Below are 25949 nucleotides of genomic sequence, written 5' to 3' on the forward strand. Positions count from 1 at the left end.
ACGGTTGCTATTTTCATGTGAAAGAGATCCTTTTAAAAATTTGATTTTATATCATCTGTTGTATGGCTACACTGATAGTAAAAAGGAAAAGTTAGGAGCAAAAGTATGTCAACAACGGATATTTTTAATTTAGAAGAAAGTATTAAAGAATATTTAAATGAGGATAACAAAACGGAGTTAGATGGTATTGTAGATGCATTCAAACGCGGCACCTTTTTAAATGTTTTGTCAAAAATTAAAGGATTTCGGGAAAACCATAAAATTAATAAAGAGTTAGCGAGGATTCTATCATTAATTGAAGCTGCTTGTCATTCACAAATAGGTGAAAGTAAGCAGGCTGCAGTGATGATTAGGAATATGTATGAAGAATCCGAGAATCAATCAATTGATGACTTAATTTTATATGGAAATTTAGCATTCATGTGTGACTATAAACTTGTTCGGAAAATCATGTCAGATGCTGTGAGCCAAATAGAAAGCCAAGAACCAGTTGACAAGACGAAAGCAGCATTTACCTATCTAGTGCTGGGGGAAGCGGAGGAACATTTAGAAAAGTATGTTCGGGCAATCAAATATTATAAGCGGGGCTTAAACTATATGCAGGAAGAACAAGACAACCAGAATGTTCTCTTTCTTCATTTTAAACTGGGAGCGCTCCATTCTATTATTAATGAAACGGATGAAGCCATTGTTCATTTGCAAAAAACGCTAGAACTTGCAAATGAAACGAATTTAGAAATTAAAATGAACTGCCTTGTAAGTATAGCAAAAATATATGGAAGAAAAAATGAGTATGAACAAGCATACTCCTATTTGAAAGAGGCAATTTCTATGATTGAGAGTTCTTCCCTTGTTAGTAAGCGGGTACATGCTGAGGCTTATACGGAGATGGCGTATAATTATTTTGAACAAACCCAATTTGATGAGGCAATCCCCTATTATGAAAAGGCAATCGCCATTTATCCAAAGATACTTAATTACTCTGCAAGGGAGTTTGGAATGATTTATATGCAATACGCTTATTCCATGGAACATAAAGAGCAATCAGATAAATTACTTGCAGCCATCCATTATGAAAAAGCAATTGAACAGCTGGAAAAAACAAATGATCAGGAGTTATTGGCAGGTGCCCTTGGGGATACAATTTTATTTTTTGAAAATATCGGGAACAAAAAGAAGAAACGTTTCTATGAAAATAAATTTGTAAAACTAACGAATGAAAAAGCTCATATCCGCTAAAGGTTACTTGATAAAGGAACACGAGGATTATATAAATAACTAACATTAGTGTTGATTAACCAATAAAATATATCCCGCAAATTCTTGATGGCAAGGGATTAAATGATTAGTTTATTCGTCCAAAATTACATATTAGCCGAAAATATACAAGTTCTTATTCATAACTTGCATATTTTCGGCATTTTTTTTACATTCAAAAAACATACTGCCAGAACAGAATTTTTAAATTGCTAAATATAGATATAGGCTCATCGATAATTATTATGATTTGGACTAAACAGGTCTTCATCAGAGTTTCTAACATCAGAGAAATGATCGACATTATAATGACCATTAAGGATTCGATTGTGATGATGGATAATCTGTTCGGCAGTCAAAGGTACAGAATCTGTTGTTGAATGTCCATCTCCAACTAATGTGACATCAAAGTAATTAACCGTTGCTGTTCTGACTGCGGTATCAATACAATGTTCTGTCTTACAACCCATCATTACAAGATGTTCAACCTGCTGTTCCTTAAGAAAGTCTAATAATGGGGTTCCATAAAAAGAGTTTGTCGCTTTTTTATCAAATATCGTAGCGTCTGGTGGTACGTTAATTTCCTGATGGATTTGAAAACCATCGCCCTGACCGTCAGCGACATCCTTATCCCTGATGAAGACAACTAAAGCATTGGCAACCAATGCTTTTTGAATAACAGTGTTAATATTATTTAGCAGTGTATTTTTCTCGAAAACACTTGCTTCATTTTCATTCCCATCAATAAGTTCCTGCTGTGCATCAATGACTAGTAAAGCTTGTTTCAAACGCAAAACCCCTTTTCTTTCATAATTTAACAGTTTCTTTTTCGACAGTGAGGGAGGACAATCCTTTTTTCGTATAAAATTACTAGCCATAAACCGTTCATAGTGCCCGAAATCAGGTAAAAGCGGAGAAATTGATAGCTATGAAGCTTTTATAAAGCCTGAATGCAGAGGAAATGCAATTTGTTTGACGTATAGGTCAAATGGTATAACATTATAAATTAAGGGTATTTAGATCTTTTTCATAAAGGAGTCGACATATGTATTTATTTTTCATCGTGTTTTTGGCCATCTATTTTAGTCTCTGTTTCTACATAGGATACAATGGTTGGAGATGGCTAGTTTCCGCTTTTTCATTTAAGTATAAAAAACTGTATATTTTGATTGTTTTCTTTCTCTCGGTGTCATTCTTTATTGCATTTAGAGTGAATTCCGCCATTTTAGAAATGATCGGTGGCTATTGGTTAGTTATTGTCGGATACAGCATTATACTATTGCCGCTCGCTAACCTGATCTATTTTATAACAAAAAAGAAATGGAAGATTGGCATTGGCATAACAGTTATCGCTTTTTTTGTATTCGTATTTATTTATGGTTCATACAACGCTTGGACACCAGTTGTACGAGAATATGCGGTTTCAGTCGATAAGCCTCTAGGCGAATCGAAAAAAGATCTGAAGATTCTAATGGCAGCGGATTTGCATATTGGAACAGTCGTTGGGAATAGTCATATTGAAAAACTTGTAAAAATAGTAGATGAAGTAAAACCAGACATTGTGCTCCTGCCTGGTGATATTATTAACGATGATATTACTGCGTATGTTGAAAATAAACTTTCTGAAACGATGGCGAAAATAAAAGCACCTTATGGAGTATATGCGGTTCCAGGAAATCATGATTATTACGGTGGACATAATTCGCAATTAAAGGATGAGCTTGAAAAGATCGGAATTCCGTTTTTGAGGGACGAAATTATGATCGTAGAAGATGAATTGACTATAATTGGTCGAAAAGATGCTTCAGATCATAATCGAAAATCAATTGAGGAATTAATGAAAAAGGTGGATAAAAGTAAACCAGTTATCATTCTAGACCATCAGCCGAAAGAAATTACAGTTGCACAGGAGAACGGTGCGGATATGATTTTCTCTGGTCATACGCATAGAGGACAGTTGGCACCAGCCCATTTAATTACACAAAGGATGTTTGAAAATGATTGGGGCTATCTACATAAAGAGCAGCTGCATTCTTTCACTACATCAGGATTCGGCCTTTGGGGTCCTCCTTTAAGAATTGGCAGTCAATCTGAGGTCATGGTCATTAATGTCACCTTTAAATAAAAGAATGAAGTTCCAGATGGTATCGTATTATTTTTCACTATTCATATCATTTGTATGGATATACAAAAATGCTTGGATTAATAAAGCTTTATCCAAGCATTTCTGCTATTTCCCATGATAGCAGGTTTCATATTCCTTTTTCATTAGCAAGCTTTGGCAGGCTAGACCGCGATCATGATAAATTTCTTTCTCAACATCCAATTCTATGCTTCTATTGGAACTTGGGATTTCATAATCTTCATTAATAATAGAAAGTGTGTCTTCATTCGTCCACTTCATCGAAAAATTTGATTTTGCATCACTATAATAGATGATTTTCTTTTTGTTTTTCTTATCATTGTATGTAATCTCAACCCACACATTTACCCCGCCGACAGCACCGCCATAGGTCATATAATATGCATTAGCTATGTATTTCTTTGTTGGGGAATCAACAGGGCCTTTGTAAAATTCACCTCCAAGATGATTGAATGTGAAAAAGTATTGATTATATCCATATATTGCAATTGTTAAAATCAGACCAGTCAATGCAGCAAACATCATTTTCATAGGAAATGTTTTTTTAAAGATTAGGGAAGTAAGTAGCTTAACAAGAAAAGTAAAAAATACAAAAATTGTTAATAGAAGAATGAAGAAGCCAACCAAATGAATATACATCATTTTTCCTCCCATTTAATCGGGTCCCTTAGATTGCTAGTTAATATAATCATTATCTGTTCTTTTTTATTACAGCACCCTTAAAAAGTCTCCTGAAGAAAACCTGCTAAGCGGGAAACAACAAAAGCCGCACAAATGATTCCTACCCCAATTAGAGCGATTCCTGGGTGTAAAGCACTTTGTGATAGCAGAAATATAATGCCGATTATATATGTGAAAATGATTATTAATGCACAACGCTTGATATGTTTTAATGACAAAGTGGCTAATTCAGAAAAGGTATTCCTGCTTTCGATATAACTGACTAGCTTTAATGACTGGTAAAGAGCAAAGTAAAATGGGATCACTGTAAAATATAAACCTATAAGAATAGGATATTTCAGATAGGCAAATTCGGGATTTAATTCCGCTGCACTTCCTGCCATTTGCGGCAACCAAAAAATGCACAAGAGAAGTATAATAAGCCCAATAATAAAAACGGCCAGCTTCAAAAAGATGGTTGTTCCTCGTTTCATAATGCACCTCACTTTACTTTTCTTGGAAATAGTATAATACAAAATTTATCGAATAACAATAAAATATTATTGATTTATACAGAATTATTATTGTTAAGTATATCTTGAGATTGGATGTGTGGTGAAAATGTCAAAGGAAGAACGGGAAAGACTACAGGCAAAAGAGCAACAGAAAAATCCAACGGGTGTTTTGAATAGTGCAATTACTAGAGCAATGACAGGTTCTCCAGATGGTGGATGCTTAGTTAATCTGTTATCAATCATCATTATTGTTGGGATTATTATATTATTTAAAGCATGTGCGAATTAAGATTATACGAAAAAAATATGAATGGCTATTCACTCATGTGGTACAATGGTAGAGTGTGATAATTCTGACTTTGATTAAAGGGTGATTGTATGAGATTAAAAGACAAAATAGCCATCATTACTGGAGGAGCTAGTGGAATTGGTTTAGAGGCGGTTAAGCTATTTGCTAGAGAAGGAGCACATGTTGCATTAGTAGATTTTAATGAGGAAGCTGGTTTATTGCAGGAAAGAGAGCTTCAAGAAAAATGGGATCATATTAAGTTTTTTCAAGCGGATGTTTCCGATAGGGAAAGTGTTGATCAAATGGTTCAAGCCGTAATGGACCATTTTAATGGGATTGATATATTGATCAATAATGCTGGGATTACGAGAGATAAAACACTAAGAAAAATGAGTGTACAAGACTTTCAAAAAGTAATTGATGTCAATCTTACAGGCGTTTTTCATTGTGCGCAAGCAGCGCTCCCTTATATGTTAGAGCGGGGAAAAGGAAAAATTATTAACACCTCTTCGATTTCTGGGGTAGGTGGGAATATTGGGCAGTCGAACTATTCTGCTGCAAAAGCAGGTGTCATCGGACTTACAAAAACATGGGCAAAAGAGCTTGGGAAGAAAGGAATCAATGTAAATGCGGTGGCGCCAGGATTTATTGAAACCGATATGATCAAAACGATTCCTGATATGCAGCTGATGCAAATAAAAATGATTACTCCAAGTCCTCGATTAGGAACCCCGTTAGACATTGCCAATGCCTATTTATTTTTAGCATCAGATGAATCCGATTTTGTGAATGGCCATGTTCTGAATGTGGATGGTGGGATGCTAAAATAAACAATTATTAATGGGAGTGTACATGATGGTTTAAGTGTTTCAATATTAGTAGAATTGGAGTTTGACGAATTACATATTTCCCTTTATAATATGTATTGAATTTTACATTTAAGGAGGATTATTAAAAAATGACACATTCGATGAGACTTCGTTTCCCAACTTTGAACTCGTAATTTCATACGTTCAAAGGCTCTGCTTGTGTTTGCGGAGTAAACGGGATCAGTCTGTCCTTTTTTAATATTCTTCATTTCACATAGAAATATGTTATTTGTAGAAAGGCGGATCGTTCTGTCTTTCTTTATTTTTGTCTAAATCTGTCTATGTTTGTTTTTTGCAAATGTAGGTTTGTTTGTGATCGTTATTTTTGACGATCACTTTCATCGATCGGATTGGTTTCGCTCCCGTTTACTCTGAATCACAGGCAGATTGCCTGTGATTTTTTTATTTTAAAAAACAGGGGGAAACAAATAATGGAACAATTATGTTTAGAACTTAAAGATATAGAAGTATCGTTTTTAGATCAAGTGGTGTTAGAAATTCCAAAATTATCGGTGTATCAATTCGATCGTATCGGTCTTGTTGGGAAGAACGGCGGTGGGAAAAGCACCTTGTTGAAAGTGATGAATGGAAGCATTCGACCGAACAAAGGGCAAGTGAATCGGCTTGTTGACTTTGGTTATTTCGAGCAAACGACAAAGCCGGTTGAAAGTGAAGTAGATTATGAATTACTTGGAAAACTATCTGTGCCTCAAACGAATATTGAGCAATTAAGTGGCGGGGAACAAACACGAATGAAATTAGCCCAGCTGTTTTCAACCTATCATGAGGGGCTGTTAATCGATGAACCAACCACACATTTAGATGCCTCAGGAACGGATTATCTCATTGAGGAACTCAGGTATTACTACGGGGCTCTTGTTCTTGTCAGTCATGATCGATACGTATTGGATCAGCTTGTGACAAAAATTTGGGAAGTGGCGGATGGAAAGATAACCGAGTATACAGGGAATTATTCGGACTATGTCGCCCAAAAGGAATTAGAGAAAATACAGCAGCAAGAACAGCATGAAAAGTATGTAAAGGAAAAAAGTCGCTTGCTGAAGGCCGCTGAGGAAAAAAGGAAGAAAGCTGACAAAGTAACCCAAGCAAGTAAACAAATGTCGAAAAGGGAGGCGAATGCAAAACCGAATAAAACATTCATGACAAAATCAAAGGATACAAGTCAGAAATCAATGCAACGTGCAGCTAAAGTAATGGAACAACGAGTTGAACAGCTTGAGGCAGTAGATGCTCCAGATCAAGAAAGATCCCTTCATTTTCATCAACCAACGGCTCTTCAGCTGCATAACAAGTTTCCAATTATGGCAGACAGTTTAACACTTTCTATTGGTGAGAAAACACTGCTTAAGGAAACAAATTTTCAATTTCCTTTAGGTGCAACCATTGCAATTACAGGGAATAATGGCTCTGGAAAGTCAACCCTTCTTAAGCATATTTTAAAACAAGGTGAAAGGATTATCCTATCTCCTAAGGTCGTGTTTGGCGCATACGAGCAGATGGATTACCAATTTGAGAAAGCGGAAACGGTTCTTTCATACATGAAAAATAGGAGTGACTATGAAGAAAGCAAAATACGTGCTGTGCTCCATGCGATGAACTTCAAAGGGAATGACATGCGAAAGGATGTAAGGGAGTTAAGCGGTGGAGAAGCGATTCGACTTATTTTGTGTCAACTCTTTCTTGGAAGATACAATGTACTTGTGTTAGATGAACCGACAAACTTTTTGGATGTAGACTGTATTAACGCATTAGAAAGATTTCTAGATGCTTATCAAGGGACTGTTTTATTAGTGTCACACGATCGCATGTTTATTGAGCGTGTGGCCGATCATGTGTACGTTATTGAAGAACAAACGCTTAAATTAAGAAGATAACTCAGATGATTCGCTTGTTGTAAAATGGTATAACGTAAAGGACTGACTGAAGTCAGTCCTTTATCTGTTTAACACATAAATAAGCAGCTTATTAAATAAAATGAAATGATTGCTATATTTTTACAACCTAAAGTCAATTGAAGGTAAAAGAGTTGGCAGTAAGTAAGCATGCTCATTGCAGGTTCCTATATATAAATATCTGAATATTATGTTAATATCAGTAGTGGAGGTGGTTGTCAAATGAAATTGAAGAAAAGTTTAGGCTATTTTGCTTATACTTTGGGTTTTGTGATCTTACTGATATTTATTAGCAAGCTTCAGCTGCACTTTGAGAATATATTTAAAGAGACATTCAAAATGTATCCTTGGGTAATATATATGATTCTATTGAATATCCCCATCGGTATATATCTAGGAATTCCAAGCTTTATTGAGCAAATCAAGAAAAGTGGAAGATGGAAAATGAATTGGGGTAAGCTTGTATTGATTAGTTTGCCAATGCTTATTATTGCATTTTTTTGGTTTGTTCCTTTTTCCTATCATATTTTGGAATTTTTAATCAATCTCGGTCTCACAATGGATATAAGCACTCAATTAGGTGCGATGGTAGCAGGATACTTCTTAATAAATAGTGTATATAAGGAATAGGTAGTTTCATTCTTGAAACTACCTTTAGTATTTTTACAGGAAATGAATTCTAAATGTTCAAAAAACAATAAATAAGGTACAATAGAAAAGAAGATTATTAGTTAAAATATTCAATAAACTAATATTAGAAAGGAGAATCCCTATGTCAGCACCTTACATAAAAGATGAGCATGAAATATTTCGTAAATCACTGCGCAAGTTTTTAGAAAAGGAAGCCTATCCGTATTATGAACAGTGGGAAGAAGACAGAATGATTCCTCGGGCATTTTGGAAGAAGATGGGGGAGCAAGGCTATCTTTGCCCAACGATTGATGAACAATATGGCGGAAGTGAGGTCGATTGGGGCTTTGCGGTTGTTATTAATGAAGAGCTGGAACGTGTTGGCTCCGGCCTTGTTGGAATTGGATTGCATAATGATATTGTCATACCATACATAACCGCTTACGGAACCGAAGAGCAGAAACAGAAGTGGCTTCCCCACTGTACAACAGGAGAAATGATCACAGCGATTGCAATGACCGAGCCTGGGGCTGGTTCTGATTTAGCAGGCATCAAAACGACGGCAAGACTTGAAGGTGACCATTACATTGTTAATGGTCAAAAGACCTTTATCACAAATGGCATCCATTCTGATTTAATTATCGTCGCATGTAAAACAAATCCTAGTGCAGTTCCAGCACATAAAGGCATTAGCTTGCTTGCGATTGAACGGGGAACACCTGGATTTTCTAGGGGAAGAAAGCTGAATAAAGTCGGACTTCATTGTCAGGATACAGCTGAATTGATTTTTGAAGATTGTATGGTCCCAAAGGAGAACTTAATTGGTGACGAAGGCAAAGGATTTCTTTATTTAATGGAAAAATTGCAGCAGGAACGTCTTCTTGTCGCTATTGCTGCCCAAGTAGCAGCTGAAGAAATGCTCCAACAAACGATCGAATATGTGAAAAGCAGAGAAGCCTTTGGAAAATCAATTAGCCGCTTCCAAAATACCCAATTTAAGATAGCGGAAATGGCAACAAATATTGAAATGGGAAGAGTATTTCTTGATCAGTTGATTACCGAGCATATGCAAGGGAAGGATGTTGTCACGAAAGTGTCGATGGCGAAGTGGAAATTAACAGAGAATGCAAGGGAAATTGCTACAGACTGTATGCAGCTATATGGCGGCTACGGCTATATGGAAGAGTACGAGATTGCTAGAAGGTACCGGGACATTCCCGTCGCAAGCATTTATGCAGGAACGAATGAAATTATGAAAGTGATTATCGCAAAAAACATGGGCTTGTAGAAAGGGAGATAAATATGCATGAAGCAGTTATTGTCGAAGGTGTTCGAACCCCAGTAGGGAGAAGGAATGGGTATTTCAAGGATTTCCGTGCTGATGATCTTGCGGCCGAAGCACTAAAAGCATTAGTCAATAGGGCAGGAATTGACCCTGCAATTGTTGATGATGTTATCATGGGCTGTGTGTCACAGATTGGCGAGCAGAGTGGGGATATTGCTAGAGTAGCTGCACTTATCGCTGGCTTTCCGATCGAAGTTCCTGGCACGACCATCGACCGTCAATGTGGGTCAAGCCAGCAGGCTGTTCATTTTGCAGCACAAGCGATTCTTGCTGGGGATATGGATGTAGTGATTGCCGGTGGTGTCGAAAATATGTCACGGGTGCCGATTGGTTCCAGCTATCAAGGTGTTTCCTTTAGTGAGAAATTAACAAGTCAGCATGAGATTATTCATCAGGGATTGTCTGCAGAAAGAATTGCCGAAAAATATGGATTTACTCGTGAGGATTTAGATCAATACTCATATGAAAGTCACCAAAAAGCATTAAAAGCACAGGCAGAAGGCCATTTTACAAAAGAAATAGCACCGATTGAAGTGACACTACCCGACGGCCAAACAATCACGGTATCAGAAGACGCTGGTCCGCGTAAGGAGACATCAGTTGAAACGCTTGGAAGCTTGAGAACAGTCTTTAAGGAAGATGGCGTCATTCATGCTGGAAACGCAAGTCAAATCAGTGATGGTGCTGCTGCCCTATTAATCATGTCACGCGAGAAGGCAGAGGAATTAGGACTAAAACCAAGATTTCGAATCCTTGCAAGGTCTGTCATTGGCTCTGATCCGACACTTATGCTTACTGGTCCGATTCCAGCAACGGAAAAAGTGTTAAAGAAAGCGGGTTTGACAATCGATGAGATTGATATTTTTGAAGTTAATGAAGCGTTTGCACCAGTACCGCTTGCTTGGTTGAAGGAAACGGGTGCTGATCCAGCAAAGCTGAATCCAAATGGCGGAGCGATTGCACTTGGCCACCCGCTTGGAGGCAGTGGTGCTCGCCTAATGGTTACGATGATGCATGAGCTGGAGCGTACAGGTGGCCGCTATGGCCTGCAAACGATGTGTGAAGGTCATGGAATGGCTAATGCAACAATTATTGAGCGATTAGCCTAAAGTTCAAAACGGGAGCCGTATTCTCAAAATGGGGCTCCCTCCCAATAAAAGGAGGTTAAAGGATGAGTATTACGATTGGAAAAATATTTGATTTAACTGTAGGAAAATATGGGAATAAGGAAGCTTTATATGATGTAAGAAAAAATCTTCGCTTTACTTACAAAGAATGGAGCTTTGAGATCAACAGACTCGCTAATGCCCTCCAACAGGAAGGAGTTAGAAAAGGGGATATCGTCTCGACGTATTTATTTAATACAGAAGAGCTAGCCACCACGTTTTTTGCCTGTGCAAAATTAGGAGCTATTTTTAATCCAATCAATTTTCGATTGATGTCTGAGGAAGTAGCATATATCTTGAATGATGCAAAGCCAAAGGTTGTCATTTTTGAAAAAATGCTTGAATCGGGAATTGAACCAATTGCCAACCGTTTCCCGCATACAGCTTTTTGGTTTATTGACGAAGATGCACCCGCTTTTGCTGTAAGCTACAAGAAGAAGGTGGCAGCTGCATCGAGGTCCGCTATTCAGGCTGAAATTCACGAAAATGATCTTTACGCGATTATGTATACAAGTGGCACTACTGGCAGGCCGAAAGGTGTTCTCCATTGCCACAGAGATATTGTAGAACAAAGCTTGATAGTGATTAGCGCAACAAAGCTTGATAGCCATGATAACGGTCTTGTCACTGCACCAATGTTTCACTGCGCAGAGCTCCATTGTGCCTTCCTTCCTCGTGTACATGTTGGCGCAACAAATACAATCCTTCATCATTTTGAACCACAGCGAGTACTCCAATTAATCACCGAAGAAAAGATCACCAAGTTTTTTGCTGCACCGACAATGTGGAATATGCTTTTACAAGAAAAACTCGACGATTATCAGCTTGATAGCTTAAAAATAGGTCTTTATGGTGCTGCACCAATGGCACCAGCACTTGTCTATGCATGCAAGGACAAATTAGGTATTGCTCTTGTTCAGGCATATGGAATGACGGAAATGGGGCCAGCCATTACATTTTTGTCAGATGAAGATCAAATCAGTAAAGCGGGCTCAGCTGGTCAAGCCTGTTTAAATCATGAGATTCGAATTGTTCGCCCGAATGAGAATGGTCCATCTGATCCTGATGATACGGTTCCAGCAGGGGAAACAGGGGAAATCATTGTGCAAGGCCCATGTATGATGAGCGGCTATTATAACAATGAAGAGGCATCGATCAAATCCTTGCATAAAGGCTGGTACCATTCAGGGGATATTGGCTATCTTGATGATGAAGGCTTCCTGTGGGTAAAGGACCGAGTCGATGACATGATTATCAGTGGCGGTGAGAATATTTATCCGCGTGAAGTTGAGGACGTTCTGTATACACATAGTGGTGTCCTTGATGTAGCGGTCATTGGTCAGCCTGATGATCGGTGGGGGGAATCAGTAACAGCCTTTGTTGTTAAAAAGGATTTGGCACTTACTGCAGAGATGCTTGATGAAGTTTGCAAAAATAGTGCAGAGCTTGCCAATTATAAACGACCACGTAAATATATTTTCTGTGATGTGCTGCCGAGAAATGCAAGTGGGAAAATTCAAAAATTCATGCTGCGAAAACGCCTGGAAGATTTAACTCAGACTAACGAGCTCTAAAATCACCACTGATCAAAGGAGTTGTCTATTATAATATAGCCAAATTTAATATAGGAAGGATTTCTATATGTTAAAGGGTGTAAGAATTATTGACTTTACGAATTATCTTCCTGGCCCCTATGCCACAATGAGATTAGCGGAGCTTGGTGCTGAAGTAATCAAAATCGAACCGCCAGAAGGGGATCCTGCTCGAAATCTTGGTATAAAGAAAGATGGAACAGGTATTGTGTATCTAGCGAATAACCGGCAGAAGAAAAGTATAATCCTTAATTTGAAAGAGGAAGAGGAGAGGAGTGCAGCACTAAAGTTAATTTCAGCAGCAGATGCTGTAATTGAAAGCTTTCGCCCTGGCGTGATGAAGAAGCTTGGTCTTGATTATGAGTCGGTCGTCAAGTATAAAGAGGATATTGTTTATTGCTCCCTAACCGGCTATGGAGAACAGGGGAGTTTTCATAAACTAGGAAGTCATGATTTAAACTATATGGGAGTCAGTGGTGTTCTTGCACAATTCAAAGACAGCAGCGGAAAACCTGTCCATCCGTCCATCCAAATTGCGGACTATATGGGAGCACTGGCTGCAAGTGAGAGGATCTTAGCAGGGATTGCCTCAAGAGCGCTTACTGGAAAAGGAAGCAATCATTGTATCTCTATCGCTGATGTGGTTGCTTCCATAATGGGAAATCATCTTTTAATTGAACAAGAAACAGGCGAAACAAGGGGTATTTCTCATTTAAATGGGAAGATTATCTCTTATGCGATTTATGAAACAAAGGATCATCGTTATGTTACTCTTGGAGCACTTGAAAAAAAGTTTTGGGAAAACTTTTGTCTCGCAGTTGAAAGGGAAGAATGGATCGAAGCTCATTATTCTAAAACAGAGCAAAGCAATCTAGTGTATGAGCAAGTACAAGAACTATTTGGCAGTCGTGATTTAGCAGACTGGGTGGAGTTTGGAAAGAAGGTAGATTGCTGTTTAGCGCCTGTATTAGAGTCAAATGAGTTGCGTGACTTTCCTCTTTATAATGAAAAAGGAATGGTATTTCAAAATCCCAAAGATTTCACTTCTGTTAAAATGCACGGGGATCTTAAATCTGAAAATAGCTTTTCACCTGAAAAGGGCGAGCATGGGACGGAAATTAGAAACAATTTCATTGAGAAAGCATCGGATTGATCCGATGCTTTTTCAAATAATATTTTCACTCATTGCATTAAAGTAAAGGAATAAAATGTTATAATCGTTATGTTTAGTTTTTTTCTGTAGCTTTGGGGGAAAAAGTTGTATTTAAATATGATAAGAAAGAATTGGAGTGATAACACCTGTGCGAATAACGAAAGCAATTCCTAACATGGTTACTTTAGGAAATTTATATTGTGGTTTTTTATCTATCGGTTTTGCAGCGAGTGGAGAGTTCAAAAATGCTGCAGTGTTAATATTAATTGGGATGATGCTGGACAGTATGGATGGCAGACTTGCAAGAATGTTACATGCGGATAGTACGTTAGGAAAGGAGCTTGATTCACTAGCAGATATTGTTACTTTTGGTGTAGCGCCCTCATTTTTAGTTTATTATACATATTTCTACCAATTCGGCATGCTTGGTTTTGCTGTTGCTGGACTATTCCCTTTATTTGGTGCCTATCGATTAGCTAGATTTAATATTAGTTCAGGCAAGTCATCATTAAATTATTTTGTTGGTGTTCCGATTACTGCTGCGGGTGGGATATTAGCGATTCTTACCTTATTTGGCGATAGGATCCCACAAATTATTACAACTGTTGTTTTCACCGGAATGTGTTTTTTGATGGTAAGTAAAATTCGGATACCAAGCCTGAAAGAGATACCATTACCGAAGTACGGTACAATTGTTACTATTTTTCTTGGCTGTCTTTTATATTTGATATACAAAGGGACATATGGTCAATTTCCATATTTAATCTACATTGCTACACCTATCTATATCGCTTACCTCGCCTATCGATTTGTAAAGGGGAAGAAAGAAAAAGAGTAAATAAAAAAACTTTCGATAAAAAAGGAGAATATTCTCCTTTTTTTTATCGAAAGTATACTTTGTCTATATTATATTTTGCTTTTAATTTATTAATAATATAGGTTTCATAAATATCTCTTTCTGTTGGGTCCTCTACAAAACAAACCGCAATTTTATTTACTTCATCCCGATGTTGTTTAATTGGGGATACGGTATCCTCGAAATGTTTCTTTACCCGTTGTCTTAATTTCCTTGCTTTCCCTACAAATAGCAAATCCTCATTTTTATCGAAAAAGAGAATTAATCCACCTTTATCTCTCGGAATACGATGGTAATCTGTAAATCCATAAACACTGCTCAGTTCAGTTCCACTTGTTTCCCCAGATTGGTTCCGTTTTTTTGTAATCACAATATCTGGAGTGGGGATATCAATCTTTATCATCATTTATCACTTCCTAATCTTAATTGATGGTATCACAACATAATAGCAAAAATCTACATTCATCATAAAAAACATTCATGAAGCGAGCAGGTACATGTCTGTCTGCTATTTTTTTCAAAAATACAGCATAATAGACGAATATTATTACAAAATATTCACATTTTTCATAAACTGGCCAATTAAAAGCTGGTATCATCACTTTGTGTATTTTCACCATGTAAACAAGGTAAATTCGACACATTATTGTACAAAGCGACATTGTGTGATAAAAATGAACTAACAAATATGATCCATCCATTATTTTGCATAAAAATGAACCTTTAAACCTAGTTAAATGGATTCGTTGTTACAAAATTCTAGGATTAATACTGCTGTTAGTATTAGTAAGGAGTGAGAGAATGTTTAATCAAAGCCATGTTCAGTCATGGGTTGATTCATTACAAGAAATATTTAAAAAAGGGCAGTCAAATTATAAGAATTTGCTGCAAATGGAAAAGGATATTCAACAGATCAGTTCCTTTTTAGAAGATTATACAAATTTAAGATATGCATTAGACGCCTCTGCAATTGTTGCGGTTACAGATGATCGAGGGAAAATCCTATATGTAAATGACAAATTTTGCGAGTTATCGAAGTATTCTAAAGAAGAGCTGCTTGGGCAGGATCATCGGATTCTTAATTCAGGTTACCATGATAAAAATTTCTTTAAGGAAATGTGGAATACAATCAAGAACGGTGAGATATGGGAAAGTGAGGTAAGAAATAGAGCAAAAGACGGATCCTATTACTGGGTGAAAACGACAATCGTTCCGTTTAAGGATCAAGAGGGACAACCGATTATGCATATTGCCATTAGAACGGATATAACTGAGGGCAAGATTGCTCAAGAGAAATTGGTTGAAGCATTACAAAATGATTTCTCACATGTAGTTAACTCATTAAATAACCTTATTTTTAAGGTTGCTAAAGATAAACTAGGAAAGTTTATTTATATTCTAAATGAAGGTAAGCTAGCTTATCAATTAGGCTTAGATAACGAAAAAATGCATGGCAAACAGCCAGAAGAAGTTTTTTCATCTGAAATTGCCAGTATGCTAGTACAGAAATATGAACTTGCCTTTCTCGGCAAACCTGTTACATATAATTATGCTTATCGTAATCGGCAGCTCTTAACCTATCTATCTCCCATTTATCGTGAAGGAAAAGTGGTTGAAATTATTGGTTGTATAAATGATATTACTGAGCTGCATCATGTTCAAGAAGAAGTAGAGTTTATGGCATTCCACGACCTGTTAACAAGTCTACCAAATCGGAGAAAATTTTGTGATGATTTAAATCACTTGATGAGGAAATCAAGGGAGAAAGGTGAAAAAATAGCCGTTTTTTTTCTTGATTTAGACCGATTTAAGCAAATTAATGATTCATTAGGACACACCGTAGGCGATCAATTAATTAAAGCAGTTGCAATGAAATTAAAAACGGAAATATGTTCGAAGTCTGAAATTTATCGATTGGCTGGCGATGAATTTATTATCATTTATCCAAATATTGAAAGTAAGGATAAGGTAATCAATTATGCTAAAAAGCTTTTAGCTATTTTTGATCAATCCATTCTTCTTGGGGCTAATGAAATATATACGACCTGCAGCATGGGCATAAGCCTCTTTCCAGAACATGGAGGAGATTGTGATTCTCTATTGAAAAAAGCTGATATTGCTATGTACGCAGCAAAATTAAAAGGGCGAAATAACTATTGTATCTATGAACAGGAAATGAACCAAGCCAATGAAGAAGCACTATTGATTGAAAATCACTTGCGTAAAGCAATTGATAATAATGAGCTAGAATTATTTTTTCAACCCAAAATGGATTTAAGTACGAGGCAAATTAATGGAATGGAGGCATTATTGCGCTGGAACAGTCCTATGTTTGGAAATATTCCACCTGATAAGTTTATCCCGATAGCAGAAGATACAGGGTTAATCATAAAGATTGATAATTGGGTGATCGAACGGGCATGTGAGCAGAATAAAGAGTGGAACAGCTCTTGGTACTCTTCTCCCTTAAGAGTAGCTGTTAATATCTCCCCCCTTCATTTTCGTCTGCCAAACTTCCATAATGTCATCGAAAACGTTTTAGAAAAGACCGGCTTAGATCCTAATCTATTAGAAATAGAGATTACTGAAAATAGCTTTATTGATCATATCGAAGAATGTATAGAATGTTTAAATAAATTAAGAAACATGGGGATTACTGTTGCAATTGATGATTTTGGAAAAGGCTACTCCTCCTTAAATTATTTAAGGAAATTCCCAATTCATTCACTCAAAATTGACCGAAGTTTTATTCATGAAGTAGCAAAGAACAGAGAAGACATAGCAATTGTGAAAGCGATTACTTATCTCGCACATGAGCTAAATTTAAAAGTAGTGGCAGAAGGGATCGAAACGAGGGAAGTAATTGAAGTACTGGAGGAAATAGGCTGTGATGAAATTCAAGGGTATTATGTTAGCAGACCTCTTCCGAAAAAGGAATTTGAAGCTATATATCGCAGGTTACCTTATCAATTATTGTAAGCATATTTTTCAAGAATGCTAAAGAATCCAAAGGGGAAACCAAAATGAAGAGTCTAAAGACGAAACTAATCGTTGTAATCGTACCAATTATTTGTATTGCCTTAGTACTAGTTGCTTATATAAATCATAACAAGGCAAAGGAATTTCTAGAAGAAGATTTTGAAAAGTTATCTTTAACCAATCTAGAGAAAACACAGAAAGAATTAGATGGTGCTTTTTCAATACATATTGAACGATTAAAGGGTTTTTCCCACAGCACAGAAATGAGCAGCAAGGATGTGAACATACAGCAATCATATCTTAAGCGAATTGCACAGCAATTTCCGGAGTATTCACTGCTTTTTGTCGCGGATGAAAAAGGAACAGCCATCACTTCTACAGATGTAGAAACAAATATTGCTGATCGAGAATATTTCCAGCTTATCATGTCAGGAAAAGATTCCACTATTTCTGACCCAGTCGTAAGTAAAGCGGATCAATTAACAACCGTTGTTTTCGCTGTCCCAATTAAAAATGATAATAATCAAACAATAGGTGTTTTAGGGGGGACTTACCCGATTGATAGTCTCCAGCAGCTTGTAGCTGATGTAGAAATAGGAGATACAGGCTATGCTTCCATTACTCAGCATGATGGCTTATTTATTGGGCATCCGAGTGAAGAGATTGTTTTTAAATCCACTGTTGATCAATTAGGTATTCCAGAACTAAAACAGGCACATGAACAAGCAATGTCAGGCAAATCAGGAATGATTCGTTATAAATATAAGGGGGAAGAAAGGTTTACCTTTTATAAACAGCTTCAATCAAAAGATTGGAACTTATTTATTACAGTCCCAGTGGCAGAAGCAACAGATAAACTATCTTATTTAGCAAAGCTTTCATTTGTCACAGCAGGTATTGTCTTACTATTTTCGATTATTGTCGTCTTTATTTTTGCCTCTCGACTGGTTAAACCCATTCAAAGCATGTCTAATTTAACGTCATCAGTAGCTAAAGGTGATTTAACTTTATTAGTTGATCATCAAGGAAAAGATGAGATTGGTGTGCTTGGCACAAATTTTAATCATATGATTTCAGGAATGCAGAATATTTTAATGCGGATCGATTCGGTATCAGAGCATGTAAGACAATCATCTGCCACACTTGTGAATACAAGTGAAGAAACGAAGTTATCTGCCGAACAAGTGGCCATTGCCATTAATGAATTAGCGACAGGTACAGCAGATATAGTTCATTCGGTGACCAATGTGACTGATAAGGTACAATTTATGAGCCATACACTTAAAGATCTTAGTATGTTCGCCAATGGCGTGAATGAAACATCACTTCAAAGTAAAAATCTTTCCGAGCAAGGTGAATTATTAGTCAATCAAGCAATTGAATCTATTCGAGAGGCAAATCATCAAGTTCAGGATACAGCTCATATCATCAATCTTGTTGATAAACGATCGACTGATATCGGAAATGTGATTGATATGATCACAAGAATTGCTGAGCAAACGAACTTGCTTGCATTAAATGCTTCCATTGAAGCGGCACGTGCAGGTGAGGCAGGGAAAGGATTTGCGATTGTAGCAGAAGAGGTACGTAAGCTTGCAAACGAAACAAGCAAATCGGCCGAACAAATTGCAAGAATGATTTCTGAAACTCAAAATGAAAGTCACCGTGCAGTCCATTCGATCAAAAAAGGTTTAACAGTAGTTGAAACAGGTATGAAGGCAGTTATTCAATCTGGCGAGGCTTTTTCGAAAATATCAATAAATGTAAATACAACCTCTGAACAAGTAATGAAAACGAATCACTCGATTCAACATTTAGAAGAAATTAGTGTGAGCATCACGGAAGATTTGGAGAGCATTTCAGCAGTAACAGAACAATCCTCTGCTGGAGCAGAAGAAGTAAGTGCTGCTAGTGAGCAACAGGCCGCTGGTGCAGTTCAAATCTCAGCCGATGCACTCGAACTATCGAATTTAAGTAATGATTTGAAAGAAATGATGAAGCAATTTAAAGTAAAGTGAAATAAGTGATGCCTGTTCCTCGTTACTTTGATGTATGGAGGAACAGGCATTTTTTATGACACTCGATGAGACAAGCTTTGATTCAACCTTTTGTGAAGACACAATTATATTCTTTCGACAGCTACCCGTCCAGAAAAGAAGGTTGCCCCTCCACCCATATCCGAAAGGCGGTCAGGAGTTAAGGTGTTAACAAGTTGTTTTGTACCAGGAGCATTTGTCCATAAACCTTGGGAAACGACAACTCCTTGGAGCACATTTTCTCCTACCGTGACTTTAAGCTCGCACTCTCCCCGATTATTCCAAATGCGAACGGTTTCTCCATCCTTAATATTTTCCATATTTGCGTCGGTGCTGTTCATGTGTAAACGCGGCTCTTTTTCAAGTGAACAGTGCTTTGTAATATTAGAAAATGTGGAGTTTAAGAAATTATGATTGGGCGCTGGAACAAATAAGTATGGAAAATCTCCATCATTAATAATAGGCGTATATGTTGGTAATGGGGAATGCCCATCCTTTTCCATTTTCTCAGAATATAACTCAATTTTTCCGCTCGGAGTTGGGAGCTTTCCGGGGAATAATGGTTTTACATTCGCTTTTATATATTGCTTTTCAAGTAAGGTATCATAATTTATTCCATTTAGATAAGGATTGCTAGGATGATCAAGTGAAGTTGAGATCATTTCAGCTTCAGTTTCTTCGAAAACAGGATCATCGAATCCCATCCCTTTAGCTAATAAACGGAAAACATCCACATTGGATTTAGATTCATAATACTTTTCAATGACTGGCTGTTGTATTTGTATATAATGATGCCAGTAGGAAGCATAAAAATCTGTATTTTCGAATGAAGAAGTAGCTGGCAAAATGATATCTGCGTATTTTGCTGTTTCTGTCATAAATAAGTCATGAACGACGAGAAATAAATCATCCCGTTGTAAACCTTTTCGAACAAGACTCCCTTCAGGTGCGACAACGGCTGGATTACTGCTGTACACATACATGGACTGAATAGGAGGGTCTAATTCGAGTAATTTTTTGCCGATTTCATTCATATTGATAACTCGTGTATGTTTATTTTCTAATAAATCTGGCCGCTGCAAGTCTTCTTCATTATAAGCTAAAAAGCTGGAATTGGATTTGATGGCACCCCCACCCTTAACAAGCCATTGACCAGTTAAGGCGGGAAGACAAGAGATGGTTCGGGTGGTCATTCCTCCGTTATCATGATGCTGCAGTCCATTTCCGATCCTAATATAGGCAGGATTCGTCTTTCCGTACATTCGGGCTAGCTTATAAATGTCTTCTACAGGTACGCCTGTAATACTAGATACTGTTTCAGGGTCGTATTGAACGACATGTTCGCGAAGCTGTTCATGTCCGATTGTGTATTCTTGTAAAAACTGGTTATCGACCATATTTTCAGCAAATAAAATATGCATCATTCCTAATGCAAGTGCACCATCTGTCCCAGGCAATAACGGAATAAACCAATCAGCTAGCCTGCCTGTTTGGTTTTTATGGACATCTATAACGACTATTTTTGCCCCATTTTTTTTTGCCTTTTGTGCAAGAGCTACCTGATGCATATTCGTACTCACAGCATTAATGCCCCAGAAAATGATAAGCTTTGAATGAATCGTATCTTCAGGGTCGATCCCTAGATTTCCGCCCATCGTATATTTATAGCCGGTTGTTCCTGCTGCCTGGCAAATTGTCCGGTCTAGTTGTGAAGCCCCTAAGCGGTGGAAGAAGCGGCGATCCATTCCTTCCGCTGTAAGATTCCCCATATTCCCGTAGAAGCTATATGGCAAAATACTCTCAGGACCGGCCGTTTGAATCAGTTCTTTCCAGTGAGAAGTAATCGTTTGAATTGCTTCCTCCCAGCTTATCCGTTCAAATTTCCCTTCATTCTTGGTGCCTACTCGCTTCATTGGATATTTCAAGCGATTTTCGCTATGAATTCTTTCCTTCATATTTCGCACTTTATTACAAATATTCCCTTTGGTTACTGGGTGATTCGGATCTCCATCAACTTTTACAATTTTTCCGTTTTCTTTATGAAGGAGTAAGCCGCATTGATCTGGGCAATCAAGGGGGCACACAGATGGAAAAACACCATCTTGTTGATTTACAAAAGTGGTCATTAAACTATTCTCCTTTACCAGGTTAATCAGGTGCAAGAATACAATGTTTTAATATTGTTATTATCATAAGACAGTTTGAAAAAGACCGCAATCATTTATCATTATTAGAATCCTATTAAAGAGTGATAATTTACTTGAAAAGTAGGGTTGATAGAGTATGATAGATTATAACTATTTTAATAAGGAATATTTTATTCAAGGAGTCCATAGCTATGAACCAAACGTTTACTATTCAAGAAAAGATAAAGCAAACCTTCATCTTATTGGTTCCAATTCTGATCACTCAGCTTGGAATGTTTTCAATGGTGTTTTTTAATACAATTATGTCTGGCAAGTATCATTCATCTGCACTCGCAGGTGTTGCGATCGGGTCATCCATTTGGAATCCAGTATTTACAGGCTTAAGCGGCATTTTGCTTGCTGTTTCTCCCATTGTGGCCCAGCGTTTCGGCGAGAAGAAAACGGGGGAAGTTACGTCGATAGTGAAGAATGGAATTTATTTAGCGGTTGGGATTGCGGTTGCCGTTATTATTATTGGATTCTTTTTCTTAGATCCATTATTAACGACAATGAATCTGCCAGATCAAGTGCATGAAACAGCATTTAACTATTTGGTTGGCCTAAGTTTTGGGATTATTCCCTTTTTTACTTTTAATGTTCTAAGGTCATTTATTTATGCCCTTGGCAAAACTCGTGTTGTTATGGTTATTTTGTTATTGGCTTTGCCAATCAATTTATTTTTTAATTATGTATTCATCTTTGGTCAATTAGGTTTCCCAGAACTAGGGGGCGCAGGTGGAGGGTATGCTACTGCTATTACCTATTGGTTAATATTGGGGATGACGATATATATTATAAAAACGAAAGAACCATTTTCAGTTTACAATATCTTTTCAAATTCTAGAGAGTTTTCTTTAGATAAATGTAAAGAAATCCTGAAAATTGGTGTGCCAATGGGGCTATCCATCTTTTTTGAAACAAGTATGTTTGCGGTTGTAACTATTTTACTAAGTAAATATAATGTTAACACGATTGCGGCTTATCAAGCTGCTTTAAATATTGTCTCCTTCTTATATATGATCCCTATGAGTATTTCAATGGCCCAAACGGTCCTAGTTGGGTATGAGGTCGGAGCAGGGAGATTTAAGGATGCAAAAGCATATAGCTGGTTAGGAATCTATCTATCTGTTATAATAGCCCTCTTCACAGGATTGTTAGTCGTTCTGTTCCGCTATGAAGTGGCTGGATTCTATTCCAATGAAGCAGCCGTTATTTCTTTAACTGCCCATTTCTTAATTTATGCCCTATTCTTCCAAATATCGGATGCTATACAAGCAACGGCACAGGCAGCATTAAGGGGCTATAAAGATGTAAATATTTCATTTATTATTACACTAATCGCCTATTGGCTCATTTGTTTGCCAGTTGGATATATTCTGGCACATTTTGCCGATCTAGGTGCAACAGGCTATTGGGTTGGATTAACAGTTGGATTGCTTGCTGCTGGCGTTTGTTTGTCAATGAGGCTCATTTATATTCAAAAGAAGAAGTTTGTTAGCAGACAAGTAGGATAGGATAACGTGATAGGTAAAGGAAAAAGGTATTCACTTTAAATAGTTGAATACCTTATTTTCCCTTTAAAGCTTTGCATGGCTAAACTATTTGATTTTATGATAATATATATATTGGGATAAAATATAACTTCAAATTGACCTACAATAGTCGGAAACTAGAATAGGGAATCTTGAAAAAATTCTGCCTATTTCCCATTTTTTGATTGAAAATGAATTGACTATGGTTATTAAGAACTATATAGTAAAGATACAACCATTTTATGACTTTTCAGAATTCCAATTTAATTATAGAAAAGGCAAATTCATTGAAAAATGAGGACGCAAAGCTAGAGGGGCTAAAGTCATTAGACAATGCCAGCCAGCTACCGTGTATAACTATGAATGAGTTAGATTAATCGGTATTTGGTTAGTCTATTTTTTGTGAAAATATATCTTTGGAAGTGTTAAAAATGGGTAAACACAAGGAAAATATCCATCAAATCTTAGGGATCATTACAAAACTATTGAAAAAGATCGGTACAGAGAAAAATATTATCTCAGGGGATACCTATAAGGAAATTATTCGCACGGTCGGCGAAGATAGCGATAAACAGGTTGTTGAATCTTTACTATCACAATTACAAAAAGTAAATGTACAAATGGAAAATATGAGCTGGTTAAATAAGCATTACATCATTTTGCATGATTTTGCCCAAGTTTGCAGTAAAACATTGAATGAAGAAGTTCTGCTTAAAAAGGCATATGAAATGGTTTCTCAAGTAATGCCGACAGATTCCTTTTTTATTGCGTTATACACCGAAGGAAATCCACTTATTCACTTTATTTTTATGGTGGAGAATGGCATATTCTATCCACAAGATTATATAAAAATGGGGAATAATTTTACTACTAGAGCCATTACAACAAAAGAAATTGTTCATCCCCGGAAAGTAAGTCTTGATCAAACAGATACAACGTTTGGAGTAACAGATACAAAGTCCGGCATTTTTGTCCCCGTAATTATTGATGATCATGTAAAAGCAGTGATTTCTGCACAAAGTGTATCTGACTTTGCCTATCGAAAGGAACATGAAGAATTACTGCAAATTATAGGGAATCAAGTTATCAATTCAATAGAGACAGCAAGACTTTATGAGAAAATATATTTAATGTCACAAACAGATGAATTGACAGGATTGAAAAATCATCGTGCCTTTCATAATGATTTATCCAAGTTAATTAGCTCAGAAGGACAAGAAATTACCCTTATGATGATTGACTCTGATCGTTTAAAGAAGGTAAATGACAACTTTGGCCACGATATTGGTGATTTATATTTGAGGGTTTTAGCTGATGGGATCAAAAGTATTTGTGATGAAAATGTCGTAGGCTACCGCTATGCAGGGGACGAATTTATGATTATCATAAAGGGCTCTTCTCAACATAGAGTGGACCAAATTTATGAAGAATTAGCGGAATACTTAGCTCAGCATCCAATTAGAATTTCAGACTGTGAAATCACTGTTTCAATTAGTTCAGGTGTTGCAACCTATCCGATGAATGGTTCTTCTGTAGATACCTTAAAGAAATCTGCCGATCAAGCTCAATATAAAGCAAAAAAACAAGGCGGAAATCAAATGGTTACATCTTAAAATAGGGAGTGTCAACACCGAAAAGGGATGAATATCCTTTGTGGTGTTGACACTTTTCTTATTCAATCTGGTTTTCCCAATCTGAATATTGCCCGCTTCCGCTGCAGCCAGGACAATCAAATAAATTGGCATGGTAGGCATATTCGTTCCCAGGGTATACGGAAAATCCTCGGCCATAGCATTCTGGACATTTATTCTCCTCTTCCATTTGAGATACATGTTTTTCGTATCTATTTGCTCTCCACTCATTAAACGAATTCAATAGTCCCATACGTTTCACCTCAACTATCTTTTTCTTATTTTTTGTGAATAAACTTAAATTTATACATAAGTTGTTTTAATTCGCATTTATGAAGAAAAAGTGTATGATAATGTATAATTAGGTTATTATTGTTCGCATGTTGAAAATGAGCAATAAACATTTCCTGTAAAAAGAGGAACACCAAGGAAAGGAGATACTACGAATGAAAATACTTGGTATATCAGGTACAATCATAGGCGCAAAAACAGCCATATTAGTTGAGACAGTTCTAAAAAAAATGAAGGAAAAGTATCCAGATACAGAGATCGAAATGCTCGACTTGAGAGAGTATAATATTGAATTTTGTGATGGCAGAAATCCCGATCTTTATAACGATGACACGAAGAAAATGATTAAGATCATCTCAGATGCTGACTTTTACTTAATTGGATTCCCGATCTTTAATGGTTCGTTTCCGGCTCCATTAAAAAATGTATTTGATTTGGTTCATCCAGCCGTTTTCCGTCATAAAGTAATGGGATTTGTCGCAAATGGGGGAACTTATCAGCACTATCTAGTAGTTGAAAATCAATTAAAGCCCATTGCAGGTTATTTACGCTCTTTTGTAGCACCGAGCTATGTGTACGCAAATGGAGAACACTTTAACGCTGCAAATGAAATTATTGATGAGGAAGTTCTTTCACGCATTGATGCATTGGCGGAAGAACTAATCATCATGCAAAAAGGGCTAGCAATTAAAAAGCCTGAGTAGGAGTCATTTCGCAAAGGATTACTGAAAAAGGAGCAATCAAATGACCATCATCATTTATTGCTTCTTTTTTATTCATATTGAATTTAATTTCACAAGTTGGAAAAGATGTCGATATTTCAGTATAATATAAACTAGGAAAGTGGTCATACCACTTAGAGATTAGATAATAAAAATTTGCACTCAAAATCAGAGAATATTACAA

At 36.8% G+C, this 25949-nt stretch carries 23 protein-coding genes and 1 riboswitch; of the genes, 17 read left to right on the forward strand and 6 right to left on the reverse strand.

Going from position 1 to position 25949, the window contains the following annotated elements; genetic code table 11:
• Positions 1-105: 105 nt before the first annotated feature.
• On the forward strand, positions 106-1239 hold the full coding sequence (locus ACFYKT_RS13775) for a tetratricopeptide repeat protein (RefSeq protein ID WP_389220535.1): 1134 nt from the start codon (positions 106-108) through the stop codon (positions 1237-1239).
• 248 nt (positions 1240-1487) lie between these two features.
• On the opposite strand, the gene ACFYKT_RS13780 is transcribed toward ACFYKT_RS13775, so the two are convergent.
• Positions 1488-2045 carry a cysteine hydrolase family protein gene (locus ACFYKT_RS13780; protein WP_389220538.1) on the reverse strand — a complete coding sequence of 186 codons (558 nt, stop codon included), beginning with the start codon at positions 2043-2045 and terminating at the stop codon, positions 1488-1490.
• 257 nt (positions 2046-2302) lie between these two features.
• On the opposite strand from ACFYKT_RS13780, the gene ACFYKT_RS13785 reads away from it, so the two are divergent.
• Positions 2303-3382: a metallophosphoesterase gene (locus ACFYKT_RS13785; protein WP_389220541.1), complete on the forward strand. Its 1080-nt coding sequence runs from the start codon at positions 2303-2305 to the stop codon at positions 3380-3382.
• Between the two features lie 105 nt (positions 3383-3487).
• Here the strand turns inward: ACFYKT_RS13785 and ACFYKT_RS13790 are convergent, their stop codons facing one another.
• Both ACFYKT_RS13790 and ACFYKT_RS13795 read right to left on the reverse strand, forming a co-directional pair.
• On the reverse strand, positions 3488-4039 hold the full coding sequence (locus ACFYKT_RS13790) for a DUF5412 family protein (RefSeq protein WP_389220544.1): 552 nt from the start codon (positions 4037-4039) through the stop codon (positions 3488-3490).
• An 80-nt stretch (positions 4040-4119) separates the two neighbouring features.
• The gene (locus ACFYKT_RS13795; RefSeq protein WP_389220547.1) at positions 4120-4554 is read right to left on the reverse strand and encodes a DUF2975 domain-containing protein; all 435 of its coding nucleotides are present in this window, start codon (positions 4552-4554) and stop codon (positions 4120-4122) included.
• Positions 4555-4681: 127 nt separating this feature from the next.
• On the opposite strand from ACFYKT_RS13795, the gene ACFYKT_RS13800 reads away from it, so the two are divergent.
• The 10 genes from ACFYKT_RS13800 (at position 4682) to pssA (ending at position 14370) form a co-directional block, all read left to right on the forward strand.
• Positions 4682-4864, forward strand: coding sequence for a hypothetical protein (locus tag ACFYKT_RS13800; protein WP_389220550.1), 183 nt, complete (start codon positions 4682-4684; stop codon positions 4862-4864).
• Between the two features lie 89 nt (positions 4865-4953).
• Entirely contained in the window at positions 4954-5694 is a 741-nt protein-coding gene (locus ACFYKT_RS13805; protein ID WP_389220553.1) for an SDR family NAD(P)-dependent oxidoreductase, read from the forward strand.
• Positions 5695-5822: 128 nt separating this feature from the next.
• Entirely contained in the window at positions 5823-5867 is a 45-nt protein-coding gene (locus ACFYKT_RS13810) for an erythromycin resistance leader peptide (RefSeq protein WP_389221185.1), read from the forward strand.
• Positions 5868-6164: 297 nt separating this feature from the next.
• On the forward strand, positions 6165-7628 hold the full coding sequence (locus tag ACFYKT_RS13815) for an Msr family ABC-F type ribosomal protection protein (protein ID WP_389220556.1): 1464 nt from the start codon (positions 6165-6167) through the stop codon (positions 7626-7628).
• 240 nt (positions 7629-7868) lie between these two features.
• Complete coding sequence (locus ACFYKT_RS13820) at positions 7869-8276, forward strand: hypothetical protein (protein WP_389220559.1); 408 nt, start codon at positions 7869-7871, stop codon at positions 8274-8276.
• Between the two features lie 142 nt (positions 8277-8418).
• Positions 8419-9564, forward strand: coding sequence for an acyl-CoA dehydrogenase family protein (locus ACFYKT_RS13825; protein ID WP_389220562.1), 1146 nt, complete (start codon positions 8419-8421; stop codon positions 9562-9564).
• Positions 9565-9578: 14 nt separating this feature from the next.
• Positions 9579-10730 (forward strand): thiolase family protein, encoded by a 1152-nt coding sequence (locus ACFYKT_RS13830; protein ID WP_389220565.1) that lies wholly within the window; start codon positions 9579-9581, stop codon positions 10728-10730.
• 62 nt (positions 10731-10792) lie between these two features.
• Positions 10793-12361 carry a fatty acid--CoA ligase gene (locus tag ACFYKT_RS13835; RefSeq protein WP_389220568.1) on the forward strand — a complete coding sequence of 523 codons (1569 nt, stop codon included), beginning with the start codon at positions 10793-10795 and terminating at the stop codon, positions 12359-12361.
• A gap of 67 nt (positions 12362-12428) precedes the next feature.
• Positions 12429-13532 carry a CaiB/BaiF CoA transferase family protein gene (locus ACFYKT_RS13840; protein WP_389220571.1) on the forward strand — a complete coding sequence of 368 codons (1104 nt, stop codon included), beginning with the start codon at positions 12429-12431 and terminating at the stop codon, positions 13530-13532.
• Positions 13533-13680: 148 nt separating this feature from the next.
• Positions 13681-14370 carry a CDP-diacylglycerol--serine O-phosphatidyltransferase gene (gene pssA, locus ACFYKT_RS13845; RefSeq protein ID WP_389220574.1) on the forward strand — a complete coding sequence of 230 codons (690 nt, stop codon included), beginning with the start codon at positions 13681-13683 and terminating at the stop codon, positions 14368-14370.
• 43 nt (positions 14371-14413) lie between these two features.
• Here pssA and ACFYKT_RS13850 read toward each other — a convergent pair whose 3' ends face one another.
• Positions 14414-14791, reverse strand: a complete 378-nt coding sequence (locus ACFYKT_RS13850) for a nucleotide excision repair endonuclease (protein WP_389221188.1) — start codon at positions 14789-14791, stop codon at positions 14414-14416.
• A 398-nt stretch (positions 14792-15189) separates the two neighbouring features.
• On the opposite strand from ACFYKT_RS13850, the gene ACFYKT_RS13855 reads away from it, so the two are divergent.
• Positions 15190-17367 (forward strand): sensor domain-containing protein, encoded by a 2178-nt coding sequence (locus tag ACFYKT_RS13855; protein WP_389220577.1) that lies wholly within the window; start codon positions 15190-15192, stop codon positions 17365-17367.
• Between the two features lie 44 nt (positions 17368-17411).
• Entirely contained in the window at positions 17412-19385 is a 1974-nt protein-coding gene (locus ACFYKT_RS13860) for a methyl-accepting chemotaxis protein (protein WP_389220582.1), read from the forward strand.
• A 104-nt stretch (positions 19386-19489) separates the two neighbouring features.
• Here ACFYKT_RS13860 and ACFYKT_RS13865 read toward each other — a convergent pair whose 3' ends face one another.
• Positions 19490-21529 carry a molybdopterin-dependent oxidoreductase gene (locus tag ACFYKT_RS13865; protein WP_389220585.1) on the reverse strand — a complete coding sequence of 680 codons (2040 nt, stop codon included), beginning with the start codon at positions 21527-21529 and terminating at the stop codon, positions 19490-19492.
• Positions 21530-21741: 212 nt separating this feature from the next.
• Between ACFYKT_RS13865 and ACFYKT_RS13870 the strand changes: the two genes are divergently transcribed.
• Both ACFYKT_RS13870 and ACFYKT_RS13875 read left to right on the forward strand, forming a co-directional pair.
• The gene (locus ACFYKT_RS13870) at positions 21742-23103 is read left to right on the forward strand and encodes an MATE family efflux transporter (RefSeq protein ID WP_389220589.1); all 1362 of its coding nucleotides are present in this window, start codon (positions 21742-21744) and stop codon (positions 23101-23103) included.
• Between the two features lie 285 nt (positions 23104-23388).
• Positions 23389-23473, forward strand: a riboswitch (cyclic di-GMP riboswitch).
• A 79-nt stretch (positions 23474-23552) separates the two neighbouring features.
• Positions 23553-24734, forward strand: coding sequence for a sensor domain-containing diguanylate cyclase (locus ACFYKT_RS13875; protein ID WP_389220592.1), 1182 nt, complete (start codon positions 23553-23555; stop codon positions 24732-24734).
• A 58-nt stretch (positions 24735-24792) separates the two neighbouring features.
• Here ACFYKT_RS13875 and ACFYKT_RS13880 read toward each other — a convergent pair whose 3' ends face one another.
• Positions 24793-25005 carry a methionine aminopeptidase gene (locus ACFYKT_RS13880; RefSeq protein WP_389220595.1) on the reverse strand — a complete coding sequence of 71 codons (213 nt, stop codon included), beginning with the start codon at positions 25003-25005 and terminating at the stop codon, positions 24793-24795.
• Between the two features lie 193 nt (positions 25006-25198).
• On the opposite strand from ACFYKT_RS13880, the gene ACFYKT_RS13885 reads away from it, so the two are divergent.
• On the forward strand, positions 25199-25747 hold the full coding sequence (locus ACFYKT_RS13885) for an NADPH-dependent FMN reductase (protein WP_389220598.1): 549 nt from the start codon (positions 25199-25201) through the stop codon (positions 25745-25747).
• The last annotated feature ends 202 nt before the right edge of the window (positions 25748-25949 follow it).

It is taken from the genome of Cytobacillus mangrovibacter (genome assembly GCF_042865275.1).
Taxonomy (GTDB): Bacteria; Bacillota; Bacilli; order Bacillales; family Cytobacillaceae; genus Cytobacillus; species Cytobacillus mangrovibacter.

What these genes read in the sequence shown, in the direction of transcription:
- ACFYKT_RS13815 (WP_389220556.1), top strand. Translation starts at nt 6,165, where the DNA reads ATGGAACAATTATGTTTAGAACTTAAAGATATAGAAGTATCGTTTTTA.
- ACFYKT_RS13850 (WP_389221188.1), bottom strand. Translation starts at nt 14,791, where the DNA reads ATGATAAAGATTGATATCCCCACTCCAGATATTGTGATTACAAAAAAA.
- ACFYKT_RS13880 (WP_389220595.1), bottom strand. Translation starts at nt 25,005, where the DNA reads ATGGGACTATTGAATTCGTTTAATGAGTGGAGAGCAAATAGATACGAA.
- ACFYKT_RS13775 (WP_389220535.1), top strand. Translation starts at nt 106, where the DNA reads ATGTCAACAACGGATATTTTTAATTTAGAAGAAAGTATTAAAGAATAT.
- ACFYKT_RS13800 (WP_389220550.1), top strand. Translation starts at nt 4,682, where the DNA reads ATGTCAAAGGAAGAACGGGAAAGACTACAGGCAAAAGAGCAACAGAAA.
- ACFYKT_RS13835 (WP_389220568.1), top strand. Translation starts at nt 10,793, where the DNA reads ATGAGTATTACGATTGGAAAAATATTTGATTTAACTGTAGGAAAATAT.
- ACFYKT_RS13795 (WP_389220547.1), bottom strand. Translation starts at nt 4,554, where the DNA reads ATGAAACGAGGAACAACCATCTTTTTGAAGCTGGCCGTTTTTATTATT.
- ACFYKT_RS13855 (WP_389220577.1), top strand. Translation starts at nt 15,190, where the DNA reads ATGTTTAATCAAAGCCATGTTCAGTCATGGGTTGATTCATTACAAGAA.
- ACFYKT_RS13840 (WP_389220571.1), top strand. Translation starts at nt 12,429, where the DNA reads ATGTTAAAGGGTGTAAGAATTATTGACTTTACGAATTATCTTCCTGGC.
- ACFYKT_RS13860 (WP_389220582.1), top strand. Translation starts at nt 17,412, where the DNA reads ATGAAGAGTCTAAAGACGAAACTAATCGTTGTAATCGTACCAATTATT.
- ACFYKT_RS13870 (WP_389220589.1), top strand. Translation starts at nt 21,742, where the DNA reads ATGAACCAAACGTTTACTATTCAAGAAAAGATAAAGCAAACCTTCATC.
- ACFYKT_RS13865 (WP_389220585.1), bottom strand. Translation starts at nt 21,529, where the DNA reads ATGACCACTTTTGTAAATCAACAAGATGGTGTTTTTCCATCTGTGTGC.
- ACFYKT_RS13785 (WP_389220541.1), top strand. Translation starts at nt 2,303, where the DNA reads ATGTATTTATTTTTCATCGTGTTTTTGGCCATCTATTTTAGTCTCTGT.
- ACFYKT_RS13885 (WP_389220598.1), top strand. Translation starts at nt 25,199, where the DNA reads ATGAAAATACTTGGTATATCAGGTACAATCATAGGCGCAAAAACAGCC.
- ACFYKT_RS13820 (WP_389220559.1), top strand. Translation starts at nt 7,869, where the DNA reads ATGAAATTGAAGAAAAGTTTAGGCTATTTTGCTTATACTTTGGGTTTT.
- ACFYKT_RS13805 (WP_389220553.1), top strand. Translation starts at nt 4,954, where the DNA reads ATGAGATTAAAAGACAAAATAGCCATCATTACTGGAGGAGCTAGTGGA.
- ACFYKT_RS13825 (WP_389220562.1), top strand. Translation starts at nt 8,419, where the DNA reads ATGTCAGCACCTTACATAAAAGATGAGCATGAAATATTTCGTAAATCA.
- ACFYKT_RS13875 (WP_389220592.1), top strand. Translation starts at nt 23,553, where the DNA reads ATGGGTAAACACAAGGAAAATATCCATCAAATCTTAGGGATCATTACA.
- ACFYKT_RS13830 (WP_389220565.1), top strand. Translation starts at nt 9,579, where the DNA reads ATGCATGAAGCAGTTATTGTCGAAGGTGTTCGAACCCCAGTAGGGAGA.
- ACFYKT_RS13790 (WP_389220544.1), bottom strand. Translation starts at nt 4,039, where the DNA reads ATGTATATTCATTTGGTTGGCTTCTTCATTCTTCTATTAACAATTTTT.